We start from the raw sequence: 15,570 nt of genomic DNA, 5'->3' as shown, positions 1-15,570 counted from the left end.
AGAGTTGGCACCGCATTGGGGGATGTGTTGTGTTGCGAGGGTTGAACCTCAACTTCACGCTGGCGAAGGCGGCTGCGATGATCATCGTTGCGATGTTCGTCTCGCTGCTTCTGTTGCTTGGCCTGTGGCTTTCCACCAGCTACCAGGATGCGCTTCGCCGCACCGAAGAGCGGGCGATCGCGGCGTCGAAGATCGTTGCGACCAATGTTTCCCTGCTCGATTCGCTCGCGCGCCAGGCGCTGCAACGCATCGATGTGACACTGGGTGCCGATATCGTTCCGCCGGCTTCGGCCAGCGTGCGCAACATCAACGAGGCGGTCGCCGATCTGCCTGGCCAGGTGAAGGCCTATGTGGTCGACGAGAACGGCCTGACCCTCTACTCCACCGACCCGATGGTCAAACCGATCAGCATCGTCGACCGGCCCTATTTCGCCGAGCTTGCAAAGGGCGCCAGGCAGCACATTTCCAGCCTGCTGATCAGCCGGCTCAACGGCCACCAGATCTTCGCCTTCAGCCGCCGGCTGGAGCGGGACGGCAAATTCGCCGGGGCCGCGGTGGTCTCCTTCGACGTGGAGGTGCTGGCCGATGTCTGGGAGGCGGTGGATCTCGGACCCAACTCCACCGTCAGCTTCATCCGCGCCGACGGGCAGCTCGTCGCCCGCTATCCGCTTGCCGACGGGCCGGTGGACATGAGCAAATATGTGCTCTTCACCGACTATCTGCCCAAGGCCGCCGCCGGCACCTACGAGGCCATTTCCCCGGTCGACGGCGCGCACCGCATCGTCGCCTATCGCACCGTCGACGGCACCGGCCTCGTCGCCCTGGCTTCGGCCGACTACGCCGTTGGCATCCAGCGGTTCTGGCGCGACGTCACGGTCGCGGTCTCCGTCCTCGTCCTTGCCGGTGTCGGCCTCCTCGCCGCCGGCCAATGGATCCGGCATCTGCTGCACCGCGATGCGGCGCAATCGCAATTGTTGAGAAACGCGCTCGCCGACAACCAGCTTCTGCTTCGCGAGGTCCACCACCGCGTCAAGAACAACCTCCAGGCCGTGCAGAGCATCATCCAGTTGCAGCGCCTTCCGGCGGAAATCCAGCAGTCGCTGGCCGACCGGATTTCCTCCATGGTCGCCGTGCACGAGCAGATCTATCGGCACGACGAGTTTTCCCGGCTGTGCGCCCGCGACCTCATCAAATCGGTGGTGGAGAAGCTGGTGACGGCCTATGGCGCGCCCGTTGTCGTGGATTACGACATCGATGAACTCGCCGTCTCCACGGACAATGCGACGCCCCTCGCGCTGCTGACGAGCGAAATCCTGACGAATATCATGAAATATGCCTTCCCTGACGGGCGCGAGGGCCGGATCTCCATTGCGCTCAAGAGCGCGGGCGGGCGCCGCGCACGCCTTACCATCAAGGACAACGGTATCGGCTTCGACCCGCAGACCGTGCAGCAGGGCATGGGGAGCCGGTTGATCCGGGGCGTCGTCGGCCAGCTGAACGGCACGCATGCGTTCGACGGCAGCGATGGCACGACCTTCACCGCGGAGCTCGATATCATCGAGCCATAGGTCTCAGATCGGCTTGCTCAGGAAGGAAGAGCCCTTGACCGCGAAACGCCAGGGGTGATCGACCGCCTTGCTGATGCCGATGCGCACGCCGCTGACCGCGACGGGCGCTTCCGGCGGAGGCTCCAGCGAAAACGGCGCCCTGGAAAGAAGAGCGCCGTTCATGCCGCCCGTAACGGCAAGCGCCTTGCAGAGATTGCCCGGCCCGGCGCACAATTTGCGCACCACCGTGACGCCCCGCCGCTCCATCATCGTTTCGAGACCCTGCGTCGGTTCAAGTGCACGAAGAAGCACGGCGCTGCCGGGTGCGCAGACAAAATTGAGGCACCAGTGCAGACCATAGGAGCGGTAGACATAGACCGTGCCCGGCGCACCGAACATGGCCGCATTGGCGGCGGTCTCACCGCGAAAACTGTGGGATGCCGCATCGTCGGGCCGATAGGCCTCGGTTTCGACGATGCGCCCGCCGACCCCGTCGACAAGCAGGCGCGCGCCCAGGAGATCGACAGCGACCGCCACGGCATCGCGCGCGAAGAAACTTTCATCCATGCTGGACATCCATGCCGGGCATCCCTGTCAAACGATCCGGGCAGCGTTTTGCCCGGATCGTCAAATACCCTGCCCTCACCCGTCAGGCGAGCCGGGAGATCATGCCGTCGACAAGATCAGGCGGCCTTGCGCGCTTTCGCCCGCGCATTTGCGGAGGCATCGGCAAGCTTTGTCAAGGCGCCGTCCGTCTTGGTCTCTTCCTGCAGGGTCTGGTCGAGCAGCGCGACGGCGTCGGTCAGGCCGAGCTCGCTGGCCCAGCGCTTCAGCGTGCCGTAGCGGGTGATCTCGTAATGCTCGACGGCCTGCGCCGAGGAAATCAGGCCCGCATCGAGCGCCGGCGTGTCCTTGAATTCCTCGATGATTTCCTCACCCTCGGCGATGATGCCTTCGATCGCCTCGCAGGTCTTGCCGCGAGGGGCCTTGCCGATCAGTTCGAACACCTGCGTGAGGCGCTCGACATGACCTTCGGTTTCCTCGCGGTGTTTCTCGAAGGCTGCCTTCAGGTCCTCCGCCTGCGCCGCCCGCTTCATCTTCGGAAGCGCCTTGAGGATCTTGCGCTCGGCAAAATAGATGTCTTTCAGCGTGTCGTGAAAAAGATCGTCCAGCGTCTTTTCTTTGGCCATTGATGGTCTCCTTTTGGGAAAGCGCGCGCACGGCGCGACCTCCCCAAAAGAAGGAAACGGAGCGTTTGTTCCGCTGCGCCGCCGTCAGCGCGCCAGATGCTCGAAGAGCCGCGCCACAGCCTCCGCGCCGGGGTCGATATGGCCTTCCAGCTGCTTGGCGTTGATATAGGCGGCACGGCCGGCTTTCGCACGGGTGAGGGTCGCCGTGACGTTCGCGCCCTCCCGCGCGGCGGCGGCCGCGGCGGCGATGCCCTGACCGAGCGCATCGAGCGCGGGCGCAAGCGCATCGACCATCGTGCGGTCGCCGATCCGGGCGCCGCCGATTTCCTGCATGCGGGCAAGGCCGGCACGCAGCGCCTCGCGCATCGGCAGGCCGCTCGAGGCGCCGTCGCCGGCGGCGGCGAAGAAGATGGCGAGCAGCACGCCGGAAGAGCCGCCCATCGTCTGGCTGAGCTCCTGGCCGATGGCGCGCAGCAGCTGCGTATGGTCCGACAGCGGCAGGCGGTCGATGGCATTGATCAGCGCGCGGGCCGCACCCGCCAGCGTCGAGCCGGTATCACCGTCGCCGGACTTGGCGTCGAGCGCGTTGAGGTCCTGTTCGGCGGCGACCAGCACATTGCAGCAATCGATGAGGAAGGCGCGTGTCGCGGCATGGCTGGACGGCATCGGCATGATCGGCGTCAGGCCGTCCGGCAGGGCGGCAACGGCAATCGGCTGCACCTGCGAAACGCCCGGCCAGGCGGGGATCGGCACGGGGGCCTTGAGGAGCTCCAGTTCCGCGGCATCGGCCGGGAAGACGGAGATCGAAAAACCCTGCATGTCGAGCGAGGTCATCAGCGCGGCCGGGCCGATGGCATGGGTGATCTTCGCGCCGACGGCCGAGCCAAGGAGATCATGCGCCAGAACCGACATTTCGAGCACCGAGGTGCCGCCGAGATTGTTGATCAGCGCCACATGCGGCCCCTCGCCCATGACGGCGGCAAGCCGCTCGACCATGGTGGCGACCGAGGCGCGCGCGCCGGCAAAATCGATCTGCTCGACACCCGCCTCGCCATGAATGCCGAGGCCGAGTTCAGCCTTGCCTTCGGGAATGCGGTCCTCTTTCGGTGAGCCCGGCACGCGGCAGGTATCGAGCGACATGCCGATGGAACGCGTTCCGGCGATAACGCGCCTTGCCGCTTCCGTCACGGTGTCGAGATCGGCGCCCTGTTCGGCGAGCGCCCCGGCGATCTTGTGCACGAAAAGCGTGCCGGCGACGCCGCGGGCCTGCGGCAGGTCGGGAAGCGCGATGTCGTCACCGACGATGACCATCGAGACATTGAGGCCATAGGCGCGGGCGCGCTCGGCGGCGAGGCCGAAATTCAGCCGATCGCCGGTGTAGTTCTTGACGACGAGCAGACATCCTGCCGGTCCCGTCACGGCGAGGATGCCGGCAAGCACGGCATCGACGCTCGGCGAGGCGAAGACGTCGCCGCAGACGGCCGCCGTCAGCATGCCCTTGCCGACGAAGCCGACATGGGCGGGCTCGTGGCCCGAGCCGCCGCCCGAGACGACCGCCACCCTGGACTTGTCCCAGTCGCTGCGCTTGACGACGCGGATATGCGGATAGCCGTCGAGGCGGGTGAGCGCGCCGCCCGACAGAGCCAGCACGCCGTCGATCGCCTCGGTGACGACGTCTTCGCGCTTGTTGATGAATTGCGCCATGGAAATCTCCTTAAGCTAAACGCATGCCCGCCGCGTCGAAATAGAGCGGCTGCGACGGTTGGATCCGGATGGTCTCGCCGCCCGTGAGCGGCGTGTGGGCGTCGGTGACGGTGATGAGGTCGTGCCGCTTGAAGGTGAGATGCAGGCGCGTCTGGTCGCCGAGATGTTCGACCCGCTTGACGAGGGCCTCCTCCCCCTCGCCCTGCACGATATGCTCCGGGCGCAGGCCGATGCTCTTGGCACCGGCCGGCGCGCCGGCGAAGAGATCGGCCGGCAGCACGTTGATGCGCGGCTGGCCGAGGCGCGTCGCGGCATAGACGCTGACGGGCGTTTCATAGACCGCGCGCGGGGAACCGAACTGCACCAGCCGTCCCTCGTTCAGCACGCCGACATGGGTCGCCATGGTCATCGCCTCGATCTGGTCATGGGTGACATAGATGAGCGTCGCGCCGGATTTCGCCTGGATGCGCTTCAGTTCGATGCGCAGGTCCGCCCGGAGCTTCGCATCGAGCGAGCTCAGCGGCTCGTCCATCAGGAAGACATCCGGGTTGCGCACAAGCGCACGGCCGATGGAGACGCGCTGCATTTCGCCGCCGGAAAGCGCAGTCGCCTTGTTGTCCAGCTTGTGGGCGATCTGCAAGACCTCGGCAACCTCCTTCACCTTCCTGTCGATCGCCGCCTGCGGCGTCCTGAGGAGCGGCGACCTTAGGGGAAATTCCAGGTTCTGGCGAACCGTGAGGTGTGGATAGAGCGAATATTGCTGGAAGACCATCGCGACATTGCGCTCGGCCGGCGACAGCCCCTTCATGGCGCGGCCGCCGATGAAGACCGCGCCGCTGTCGGGGGCATCGAGGCCGGAGACCATGCGCAGGGTCGTCGTCTTTCCCGCGCCCGTCGGGCCGAGCAGCACGACGAAGGAGCCGTCCGGCACTTCAAGCGAGACATTGTCGAGCGCGGCGGTGCCGCCGAAGCGCTTCGTCACATTTTCCAGAATGACCTCAGCCATGACCCAGCACTCCCGCATTGGCCTCGGAGACGAGCGCCTTGCCGTTTTCCGCATCGAAAAGCGAAAGGGTGCGCGCATCGAAATCGAGCCCGACCAGCTCCTCCTCGCGCACCTTGTGACTTGAGGATATGCGCGCCTTCAGGTCGCCGTGGCCGGTCGACAGCGTCACGATCTGCGTCGTGCCGAGATATTCGACGGCGCTGACCCGCCCGCGATAGGCGGCATCGTCGCGGAACCGCACATGTTCCGGCCGCACGCCGAGCGTCAGCCGGCCGGCACGCCCCTCGCGCGCAGCCGGCACCTTCATCCGCACGCCGCCAAGATCGACGCTGTCGCCGCCGATGCCGATCATGCCTTCGAAATCGAGGAAGTTCATGGAGGGCGAGCCGATGAACTGGGCGACGAATTTCGTCGCTGGCCAATCGTAGATCTGCTGCGGGCGGCCGAACTGCTCGACGACGCCGTGGTTCATGACGACGATCTTGTCGCCCATCTGCATGGCCTCGAGCTGGTCGTGCGTGACATAGACGGTGGTGGCGCCCATGCGGTCGTGCAGCGCGCGCAGTTCTTCCGCCATGTGCTCGCGGAACTCCGCGTCGAGCGCGCCGAGCGGCTCGTCCATGAAGAAGGCCTTGGGCCGGCGCACGATGGCCCGGCCGAGCGCCACGCGCTGGCGGTCGCCGCCCGAAAGACCGCCGACCGGCTTGTCGAGGATATGCTCGATCTTCAGGATACGGGCGACCTCGGCGACGCGGGTCGCCACCTCCTCGCGCTTCATGCCCTGGCTGACCAGCGGATAGGAGATGTTCTTGCGCACGTTCATATGCGGATAGAGCGCGAACATCTGGAAGACGAAGGCGATGTCGCGCTGGCTGGCCGGCTTCATGCCGACCTCCTCGCCATCGATGAAGATCTCGCCCGAGGTCGGCAGTTCGAGGCCGGCCATCATGCGCAGCGTCGTCGTCTTGCCGCAGCCGGAGGGGCCGAGCAGCATGAAGAACTCGCCGTCCTCGATGGTGAAGCTGGAGGAGCGGACGGCGGTGAAGGCGCCGAACTCCTTGCGCACGTTTTCAATTCTGATCTGAGCCATCGGCCTACTCCGGGAAATGGCTGACGACGATGAACATCACCGTGCCCAGCAGGGTTATGACGAAGGACCAGGAATAGAGAACGAGGGCGAAAGGCTGCATGAGCATGACGACGCCGGCGGCGATCAGCACCGAGGCCAGCATTTCCCAGGCGCCGCGCCTGAAATGCATGAGACCGTTGAAAAATCTTGTCATTTGCGGACGGCTCCGAAGGTGATGCCGCGCAGGAGATGTTTGCGCAGAAGGATGGTGAACACCATGACCGGGACAAGGAAGAGGGTTGCGCCCGCCGCGACGGCCGGCCAGTCCTGGCCGCTGACGCCGATGATGGTGGGGATGAAGGGCGGCGCCGTCTGGGCATTGCCTGATGTCAGCAGCACGGCGAAGGCATATTCGTTCCAGGCGAAGATCAGGCAGAAGATCGCGGTGGAGGCGATGCCCGTCGCGGCCTGCGGCAGCACGACCTTGTAGAAGGCCTGGAAGCGCGTGTAGCCGTCGATGAGCGCCGCCTCCTCGTATTCGACCGGGATCTCGTCGATGAACCCCTTGAGCAGCCAGACGGAGAGCGACAGGTTCACCGCCGTGTAGAGCAGGATCATGCCGGCATGGGTATCGCTGAGCCCGAGCGAGCGGAACATCAGGAAGATCGGAATGGCGACGGCGATCGGCGGCATCATGCGCGTCGACAGGATGAAGAAGAGAAGGTCGTCCTTCAATGGCACCTTGAAGCGCGAAAAGGCGTAGGCCGCGGCCGTGCCGAGCACGATGCACAGCACCGTCGAGCCGAAGCCGATGATCACCGAATTGGTGAAGCGCTCGGCAAAACGCGAGGGGCCGGAAATGACGAGCCCGTCCTTGCGCACGAGCTTGTCGTACCAGGTGGTGGGCTCGCCCAGCGCCTGAAGCTGCTCGGCGGATAGGCGCGTGCGCGTGGTGAAGACGTTGACATAGCCTTCCACCGTCGGCGTGAAGAAGGTCTTCGGCGGATAGGCGATGGCGTCGGACGGGCTCTTGAAGCTCGTCGCGATGATCCAGACGAGCGGCAGGATGGTGATCAGCGCGTAGAGCACGACCAGGGAGCCCGCGACCCATTTCTGCCGTAGCGACGGCTCGGTGACGGAATAGCTGCTCATCGTTGTTTCACCTTGTTCAGGGCTTTGACATAGATCGAGGCGAGGCCGAAGACCGTGACGAAGAGGATGACCGCATAGGCGGAGGCATAGCCCGTGCGCCACTTCTCGAAGGCCTCGCGCTTGAGGTTGATCGAGGTGAGCTCGGTGATCGAGCCCGGCCCGCCGCCGGTCAGTTGCACGACGAGGTCGAACATCTTGAAGTTCTCGATGCCGCGGAAAAGCACGGCGAGCATCAGGAAGGGCAGGACGAGCGGGATGGTGATCGTCCAGAACTGCCGCCATTTGCTGGCGCGGTCGCATTCGGCCGCCTCGTAGATGCTGGGCGGAATGGAGCGCAGGCCCGCAAGGCAGATCAGCATGACGAAGGGCGTCCACATCCAGGTATCGACGATGATGATGGCCCAGGGGGCGAGCGAGACGTCGCCGATCATCGAGAAGCTGGAAGGGTCCGCGCCGGTCAGGAAACCGACCGCGTAGTTGAAGAGGCCGATCTGCGGCTGGTAGAGGAAGGTCCAGAAATTGCCCACCACCGCCGGGCTCAGCATCATCGGCAGGACGATGATCGTGGTCCACAGATCGTTGCCGCGGAACTTCTTGTTGATGAGATAGGCGAGCGTGAAGCCGATAAGGACCTGAAGCACGATGGTCCAGATCAGGAAATGGGCCGTCGCCTGCATGGTCAGCCAGATATCCCGGTCCGACAGGACATTCAGGTAATTCTTGAGGCCGACGAAGGCGACTTCGGCATTGGGCCTGTTGACCCGGAAATTGGTGAAGCTCAGCCGGATCGTCCAGATGAGCGGGAAGATGTTGACCGCCAGAAGCAGCACGATCGACGGGGCGACGAAGAGCCAGGCCAGCGCACGATCGGACAGGCCATGCATGCGTCTTGCGATGGCGTGCGGCGTCGCCTCGGCGACCCGCTCCACGGATGATTTCAGCATTGGTGTTCCCCTTGCGCATTTCCGGGAAAGCGAACGGCGATTTTCCGGAAATGCATCGAAACAAAGAGTTAGAGCGGTTCGCGATTCAACGAGACGTGAAAACGCTCTAGACAGCGTGGGCGGCGGCAGAGCCGGGGCATATCCCCGGCTCCGGCCGCGCCGTGGCCCGCTGGGAGGCGCGGGCACGGCCGATGGCGTCAGTACTTGCCTTCGTCGTCGAAGACCTGCGTCCAGTCCTTGACGAGACCGTCGAGCGCATCCTGCGCCGAACCCTGGCCGGCGACGACATAGTCATGGAAGCGTTTCTGCGCCGCCTGCAGCAACGAGGCGTAGCTCGGCTCGGCCCAGAAATCCTGCACGATGGCCATGGAATCGAGGAAGGTCTGCGCATAGGGCTGGCTGGTCGCAAAGCCCGGATCCTCGACGACCTTCAGCAGCGCCGAGTAGCCGCCCATCTGCCACCATTTCTGCTGGATTTCCGGCTGGGCGAACCACTTGATGTAGGCGAGCGCATCCTCCTGCTTCTCCGAGGAGGAGACGACCGAAATGCCCTGGCCGCCGAGCTGCGCATAGGCCGCGCCATCGGGACCTGCCGGGTTGGCGAAGTAACCGGATTTCTCGCCGCCGACATTGGCGTCGGCATTGATGCCCGGCCAGGTGAAGGCGAAGTTCATGTGCAGCGCGACCTGACCCGACTTGTAGGCGTCGATGTCCTCGGACATGTAGGCGTCGGAATGGCCGGGCGGCGTGCAGCAATCGTAGAGTTCCTTGTAGAACTCCAGGCCCTTCACCGCGTCCGCCGAATTGACATAGCCTTCCAGTTCGTAGGGCTTGTCCGGATTCTCGTATTTGAAGCCGAAGCTGTAGAGCACGTCCATGACGCCCATGGTGATGCCCTCGGAGCCGCGCTCCGTGTAGATCGCCGCGCCATAGACCGTCTTGCCGTCGATCTCGCGCTTCTGGAAGAACTGCGCGATGTCCTTCAGTTCGCCGAAGGTCTTCGGCACGGCGAGGTCACGGCCGTACTTCTCCTTGAATTCCGCCTGCAGCTCCGGGCGGGCGAACCAGTCCTTGCGATAGCTCCAGCCGACGACGTCGCCGAAGGCGGGCAGCGCCCAGTAGTTGGGCGAGTTCTTCGGCCATTCGGCATAGCCGACGACGGTCGCCGGAATGAAGTCGCTCATCTTGATCCCTTCCTTGTCGAAGAAATCGTTGAGCTTGACGTACTGGCCGTTCTCGGCCGCGCCGCCGATCCACTGGCTGTCGCCGATCATCAGGTCGCAGAGCTTGCCGCCGGAGTTGAGCTCATTGAGCATGCGGTCGGCGAAATTCGGCCACGGCACGAATTCGAACTTCATCTTGATGCCGCTCTTGGCCTCGAAATCCTTGCTGAGCTCGACGAGCGCATTGGCCGGATCCCAGGCGGCCCAGCACAGCGTCAAGTCCTTGGCGCTGGCCTGACCCGGATTGGCGACGCCGGCGGCCAGAAGCGCACCGAATGCGGCGAGTGATCTGATATGGCTAGATGTCATGGCGGGGACCTCCTCCCTCGCCTTCCGTCCCATCGGAAGGCTGATAACGCCCTTTGCGGGCACCTGACGCGGAAAAACTTCCCGGCGGGCCTCTTCTCCTCCGCGCCGCCTCATGTGGTCAGCCGTTCCTCTCGGATGCCACGATGAAAGTCATATTGAGGTGCGCACCTCAATGCAAGTGAATTTTGAGGTGCGCACGTCAATTCTTGCTTTTCACCTGCTTTTGTTGGAGAAATCGCAAAGCGATCCGGCGCAATGCCCGACGTCGGGAAAGAGAGCGAGAATGCGGCCCACCGCAAAAGATCTGGCAGAAGCCGCGGGCGTCAGCCTCGCGACCGTCGATCGCGTCCTCAACGAGCGGCCGAATGTCAGCCCGAAGGCAGCGAAGAAGGTGGCCGAAGCAATCGAGCGCATCGGCTTCGTGCGCAATCCTGCCGCGGTGGCGCTGGCGCGCAACAAGACCTATCGCTTCCGCTTCGTCCTGCCGACCTCCGGCGACCAGTATCTTACCGAACTCATCGCCCGCGTCAGCGAGGCGAAGGAGGCGCTGAGGGCCGATTCCATCGAGGTCGAGGCCGTCCGGATCCCGATGGCCGACCCGCACCACATCGCCAAGTATCTGTCGGCCATCGACAGCGACGCGCTGGACGGCGTCGCGGTCATGGCGCCGGAATCGCCGCAGGTGCGCGACGCGCTCGTGCGCCTCGTCGAGCGCGACGTGAAGGTCGTGCAGTTCCTGTCAGGCCAGGAGCGGGTGGAGAGCGCAGATTATGTCGGCGTCGACAATTTCGCGGCCGGCGCGACGGCCGGCAAGATCGCCGGGCGCTTCATCGGGACGCGGCCGGGCAAGATCATGGTCGTCGCCGAAACCATGATGGCGCTCGACAGCATCCAGCGCCGCCTCGGCTTCGACAGCATCATCAACGCCCAGTTCCCGCATCTCGAAAGCCTGCCGTCGCTGGAAACCTATGCCGACGAGAAGCGCGCCGATCTCATCATCCGCCGCACGCTGCAGCACAACCCGGATACCATCGGCGTCTACGTTCTGAGCGCGGAAGCGCGCGTGCCGCTGACCGCGGTCTGGAACGCGCAGGAAACCCGCCCCCTCACCGTCATCGCGCACGAACGCACCCCCTTCAGCGAGCAGGCGCTGATCGACGAGCGCATCGACGCCGTCATCGCCCAGGATCCCGGCCACGCCGTGCGCAGCGCGCTGCGCATCATGCGCGCCCGCTCCGACCACCGCGAACCCCTCGCCTCCCAGGAACGCATCCGCATCGAGGTCCTGCTCAAGGAAAACCTCCAGGTGGAGTGAGGATGCGGTCTTCGGCTTTTGGGAAGCGACGGCTTTCAACGAAAGCGGCGCCGTGACGCATTCCCAAGGCAAAACGCTTTGTCGCGAACCCGATCCGTTCCTATCGCGGGATTGCCAGTGCAACGTCCCGGCCAAGCCTCCACGTCAATCTTTTGACTGGCATAAACACGATGCTGTGCTAGGCTGCGGGTGCATTGCCAAGAGGAAACCGTTTTGCGATCCAATCTGATCTAGTCAGCTCCATACCTACGCTATCTCGATGCCGGCACAATGCAGCGAGGCATTGAACAATAACAGTATTTGTCAGCGAAGCGTGCGGTGCGGGCCTGTGCCTGCCGCGCGAAAGCTTTCACGTAGGTATGACATGGATCATAAGACCTCGACTCCCCCCATGGACGCGACAATTGCGTCCTTAACAGCCATCGTGGTCGCATATCTGGAGCGCAACGAGATTTCCCCGAGCGACCTCCCGCAGCTCGTCGCGCGACTTCAGTGCGTCCTTCACAATGGGCACGACATTCAGAAGGCCAGCCTGGTGGAAGGAACCGCCATGCAATCAGTCGCAATTGCGAATACCGAAAGCTCCATACAGGAGGACTATCTGGTTTGCCTGGAGGACGGTAAGCGGTTCAAATCCCTGAAACGTCATTTGCAAACAAAATATAACATGACCCCCGACGACTACAGGCGGAAATGGAACCTCGCGCCCGACTATCCGATGGTTGCGCCAGCCTATGCCCAGGCGCGTTCCGAAATCGCCAGAAGCGTCGGTCTCGGCGTCACCATCTCCAGGCACGGCGGCAAGTACCGGCCGAAAACCTAGAGCATTTCCAGCCGAAGCGGGATCGCTTCGGCGTCGGACAATGCGGAAAAAACAAAAGGCAGGAAGCACAGGGAGGCGACCCTATGGTCGCCTCCTTCTTCATGAGAACGGCAAGGGTTCAAGCCGCCGGGCGGCCGCTCCGCAGAAAAGATCGATCCAGCGGTTCTCGTTGTTGTTGGATTCCCCGGGGCTCATGTGAACGAAGAAGTCGGGGGAGACAATTCGGCAGAACCACATCTTCGCGCCGGAAACGGTGACGGATTTTTCATAGACATAAATGTTGCGGGAGACGGAAAGGAGGCTGTCCTGCAGCGTCTCGATGGCCGCCTCGTCCGCGTCATCAAGCCCGATGCGAAGCGGATCGACATGCACGTCCAGCTCGAAGTCCGGCCGGTTGGCGGCGCGAAAATCTTCCTTCAGCTTGTCGCTCCCGTAGTCCTTCATCTGGAAGAATTCCATCTGAGGCAGCAGGAGAGAGGTTTGCCAGACCTCCGTCAGCGCCTTGAGTTGGGCCGTGTCCTTGCTGACATCCGCGGCGCACCCGCATGAAAAGTTCACCAGATCACCCGCCCGACGCGATCTGTATTCGGCAAAAAACACTGAAGCGCCTTTCAGGAACGAGATGTCATAGAGGGTGAGCGTGCCGTTGCGCATCATCTGCCGGCAGACGACGCTGGCCTTTCCGTGACGGATAAGGCTCTCATTCAAAGGGGCAATGTCGTTGCACCGGCGGGACACCCACATCGCCGTCGTGCATTGCCGTTCGACAAACTCGAGCAGTGCCGACCTGTAGGCGGTGACCCGATCCGGATGTATGGCGCTGCCCGATGTGTCGCGAACGGGTAGAATGTCCGCGTCCCGGCGACCATCGAAACTGTGCAGGGAAAGAAACACCGCCGGGTAGAGGCAGGGAGCGCCGGAGTCGAGCCGACGCACGTCGACGAGACGGAAGCCGTGACCTTCCATGTCCGCCCTCGATATGCCGCCCTGGCAGGTCTGGCATAGCGCAGCGCGCAAAGCCTCCTGCTCGGCGCACGAGAGGTTCATCTCATCGAACCGGCCGGCATGCGTGGGCCGGATGGTTCGAAAGGCCGTATAGCGCTCCAGATATTCGCCGATCGCCTTGACGTGAACATCGTCGTCGAAGCCGAAACCATGTCCGCTGATGGCATGGGGATCGGCCGCAGAGAAAACGGCGGGCTCGTATATCGAAACGGGATAGGCGGCTGATACGCGAAATCTTGGCGTCCTGGCCTCATAGCCGCGATAGTTATTGGACATCTTCCCCTCCCGGCAAGCCGAAGGCTTGCACCACGACCGGGAGCAGCAAGCGGCTGTCCAGCCCGCAATCCTTGGTGAACGCATATTCGGAAAAGCCCGCAAGGACCCGCGAAGCCAATCCATGCTGCTGCGCGACGGCCGCCACCTGATGATACATCGAACCGATCTCCAGCAGGGCCAGCCGGTAGCCGCGCGAGCGATACTTGAACGTCGCCCTCTTCAGGTTGACAAAATAGCCGAGGTAGAAGGCAGCCCCCTTGAACGGGGTGACGCCGTCGAAGCGGGCGCGATCGAAGCGTGACGGTAGAATTTCAAACCGGTTGCTGCCGGGCAGGTAGTGCGCGACCGAGAAGGGAGGAACACCGCTCACCATCTCTCCGGTAACGGCGACGGTCTCGGCGCTATAGAGCGCACCGCCGGAGGCATAGGGCCTGCGCCCCTGCTGGTCCGCCCCGATCGCCTTGCCCACAATCTCGGCAACGGTCGCAAATTCAACGATGCCGGGTCGTCCCTCCTTGGCGGACGGCCAGCGGGAAACGGCCGTCTGCGTGCTCGTGGGGCGCCCGGCTATGATGTCGCTGATATGGGAGAACCGCGACTCCCTGGTCTCTGTCCGCAGAAGATCGGCTGGCGAAAGATAGGGCGTGCTGACGCGTTGATCCAGGGATGAACCAGCGCAGCTGAAGCAGTGATGATGGAACGTGCGAACGACATGCTCCACGTCACGGTCGACGAACTGGCTCGCATAGCCGATTTGATTGAGGGCTGAAATATCGATGTTTGTCATCGCGATAGCGCTCCTCAGATGGACCGCGGAGCGGCGCTGAATGTGGAATGTGCGCCTCGGTGACGCTCGATGCGACCGGTATCCAGATTCATCTCGATGACCGTGCTGAGGTCGTCGGGGAACAGGGGCGCAACGCCCTGGGTCAGGAGGGGCCGCAGCCGCATGTAGAGCAGGTGCAGCGCTGCGGCCGCCTCGATCTCGGACGCGGCGAATGTCGGAACCGCGATCGTTTCGACGGCATAGGGATCCGAAAGGAAGAAATCCGCCCAGCTCGTCGGCTTGAAGCCGGGATTTCTGTCGAGGCCGGCAAGATTGTGAAGGCCGCTGAAATGATCGGGCAGCCCCATCGACGGGGAATAAAACCCGTCGATGACAAAATGCCGGAACACGAAATAGGCATGGAGCACGATGCAATTCGGATTGCGCGCGCAGGCGGCATAGATCTGGCGGACGGCTGCGGGTGAATAGGCGGCCTGAATCGCAACAAGGAATGTCGGATTGCCGATCTCCGCTATGTCCGCGACCGGGTGGCAGGCAATCGCATCGTTGTTTCTGACGCAGCCGGCCAGGGCGTTTCCAAGATCGTCCGATGGGCAGAAGATGACGACGCCGTCGTCGGACTTCATTTCACGGAGAACATTGATCCGGCTGAGGAATCGGCCCGCCGCATCGATCGGCAAGGCGTGACGCTGAAGGACCTCCGCGACCTCTGCCCGGCCAGCATGGGGCCGCATGGACGAGAATTCCCGCAACGCGGATGCAAGATTGGCATCGGTGATCGAGGTCGCCCCCGTCGGGGTGAACAGCCTGCACGCACCGTCGGCGTCGGCGGCATCAAGGATGAACGGCGATATTGAATACATGACTTCCGATCCAGAGTGAGAGGGCTTCCGGCACAGGCTGCATGCTCTACTGCGTCGAACACTCGACTGCCCCGGCGCTCCGAAGAACGCCGGGGCGGCCTGGCTCAACCTCAGGCCGTCACGCCGCAACGCGACGAGCTGGACGACTTGCCCGAAGCGCCGCAACGGCTGGAGCTGTCGCAACGTCCGCATGCGGCGGCGGAGGAAACGCCCGGCACGGTTTCCTCGTCGAGAAACTCGATCTGAGTACCAAACTGCGGCGGGTTCAGATTCTGAATCATAAGACTCTCCTTTGTTGAAGTGCACCGCGCTTCACGGCGGCAATGTATTGATAAAATCAAATCAACATTTGTCAAC

16 protein-coding genes are annotated in these 15,570 nt (G+C 63.4%); 3 read left to right on the top strand and 13 right to left on the bottom strand.

The genetic code is table 11. The annotated features are described in order from the left end of the window. Window positions 1-32 precede the first annotated feature (32 nt). Window positions 33-1,568: a sensor histidine kinase gene (locus tag V8U06_RS19775; RefSeq protein ID WP_427142147.1), complete on the top strand. Its 1,536-nt coding sequence runs from the start codon at window positions 33-35 to the stop codon at window positions 1,566-1,568. A gap of 3 nt (window positions 1,569-1,571) precedes the next feature. On the opposite strand, the gene V8U06_RS19770 is transcribed toward V8U06_RS19775, so the two are convergent. The 9 genes from V8U06_RS19770 to V8U06_RS19730 form a co-directional block, all read right to left on the bottom strand. Then, window positions 1,572-2,114 (bottom strand): DNA-3-methyladenine glycosylase, encoded by a 543-nt coding sequence (locus tag V8U06_RS19770; protein ID WP_427142146.1) that lies wholly within the window; start codon window positions 2,112-2,114, stop codon window positions 1,572-1,574. A 116-nt stretch (window positions 2,115-2,230) separates the two neighbouring features. Beyond that, window positions 2,231-2,737: a ferritin-like domain-containing protein gene (locus V8U06_RS19765; protein WP_427142145.1), complete on the bottom strand. Its 507-nt coding sequence runs from the start codon at window positions 2,735-2,737 to the stop codon at window positions 2,231-2,233. Window positions 2,738-2,821: 84 nt separating this feature from the next. Beyond that, entirely contained in the window at window positions 2,822-4,441 is a 1,620-nt protein-coding gene (locus V8U06_RS19760) for a dihydroxyacetone kinase subunit DhaK (RefSeq protein WP_427142144.1), read from the bottom strand. Between the two features lie 10 nt (window positions 4,442-4,451). Next, a complete protein-coding gene (locus V8U06_RS19755; protein WP_427142143.1) occupies window positions 4,452-5,447 on the bottom strand; it encodes an ABC transporter ATP-binding protein in 996 nt (331 codons plus the stop codon). After that, window positions 5,440-6,537, bottom strand: coding sequence for an ABC transporter ATP-binding protein (locus V8U06_RS19750; RefSeq protein ID WP_427142142.1), 1,098 nt, complete (start codon window positions 6,535-6,537; stop codon window positions 5,440-5,442). Before V8U06_RS19750 ends, V8U06_RS19755 begins: the two co-directional genes overlap by 8 nt. 4 nt (window positions 6,538-6,541) lie before the next feature. After that, entirely contained in the window at window positions 6,542-6,730 is a 189-nt protein-coding gene (locus V8U06_RS19745) for a hypothetical protein (protein WP_226920317.1), read from the bottom strand. Further along, window positions 6,727-7,668, bottom strand: a complete 942-nt coding sequence (locus tag V8U06_RS19740) for a carbohydrate ABC transporter permease (protein ID WP_226920318.1) — start codon at window positions 7,666-7,668, stop codon at window positions 6,727-6,729. Before V8U06_RS19740 ends, V8U06_RS19745 begins: the two co-directional genes overlap by 4 nt. Then, window positions 7,665-8,612 carry a carbohydrate ABC transporter permease gene (locus tag V8U06_RS19735; RefSeq protein ID WP_427142141.1) on the bottom strand — a complete coding sequence of 316 codons (948 nt, stop codon included), beginning with the start codon at window positions 8,610-8,612 and terminating at the stop codon, window positions 7,665-7,667. Before V8U06_RS19735 ends, V8U06_RS19740 begins: the two co-directional genes overlap by 4 nt. Before the next feature lie 197 nt (window positions 8,613-8,809). Further along, window positions 8,810-10,144 carry an ABC transporter substrate-binding protein gene (locus tag V8U06_RS19730; RefSeq protein ID WP_226920320.1) on the bottom strand — a complete coding sequence of 445 codons (1,335 nt, stop codon included), beginning with the start codon at window positions 10,142-10,144 and terminating at the stop codon, window positions 8,810-8,812. Window positions 10,145-10,427: 283 nt separating this feature from the next. Between V8U06_RS19730 and V8U06_RS19725 the strand changes: the two genes are divergently transcribed. Both V8U06_RS19725 and V8U06_RS19720 read left to right on the top strand, forming a co-directional pair. Then, entirely contained in the window at window positions 10,428-11,459 is a 1,032-nt protein-coding gene (locus tag V8U06_RS19725; RefSeq protein WP_427142140.1) for a LacI family DNA-binding transcriptional regulator, read from the top strand. A gap of 364 nt (window positions 11,460-11,823) precedes the next feature. Further along, on the top strand, window positions 11,824-12,282 hold the full coding sequence (locus tag V8U06_RS19720; protein ID WP_427142139.1) for a MucR family transcriptional regulator: 459 nt from the start codon (window positions 11,824-11,826) through the stop codon (window positions 12,280-12,282). Between the two features lie 99 nt (window positions 12,283-12,381). Here V8U06_RS19720 and V8U06_RS19715 read toward each other — a convergent pair whose 3' ends face one another. The 4 genes from V8U06_RS19715 to V8U06_RS19700 are packed head-to-tail and all read right to left on the bottom strand — an operon-like array spanning window position 12,382 to window position 15,494. Beyond that, window positions 12,382-13,563 carry a YcaO-like family protein gene (locus V8U06_RS19715; protein ID WP_427142138.1) on the bottom strand — a complete coding sequence of 394 codons (1,182 nt, stop codon included), beginning with the start codon at window positions 13,561-13,563 and terminating at the stop codon, window positions 12,382-12,384. Beyond that, complete coding sequence (locus V8U06_RS19710) at window positions 13,553-14,350, bottom strand: SagB/ThcOx family dehydrogenase (RefSeq protein WP_427142137.1); 798 nt, start codon at window positions 14,348-14,350, stop codon at window positions 13,553-13,555. Before V8U06_RS19710 ends, V8U06_RS19715 begins: the two co-directional genes overlap by 11 nt. 14 nt (window positions 14,351-14,364) lie before the next feature. Beyond that, complete coding sequence (locus tag V8U06_RS19705) at window positions 14,365-15,321, bottom strand: McbB family protein (protein WP_427142136.1); 957 nt, start codon at window positions 15,319-15,321, stop codon at window positions 14,365-14,367. A gap of 2 nt (window positions 15,322-15,323) precedes the next feature. After that, complete coding sequence (locus tag V8U06_RS19700; RefSeq protein WP_226920325.1) at window positions 15,324-15,494, bottom strand: phazolicin family TOMM bacteriocin; 171 nt, start codon at window positions 15,492-15,494, stop codon at window positions 15,324-15,326. Window positions 15,495-15,570 lie beyond the last annotated feature (76 nt).

Origin of the sequence: Shinella sp. G-2 (assembly GCF_050172695.1) — a bacterium.
Classification (GTDB): Bacteria; Pseudomonadota; Alphaproteobacteria; order Rhizobiales; family Rhizobiaceae; genus Shinella.
This window is presented reverse-complemented; position numbering and strand designations above follow the sequence as displayed.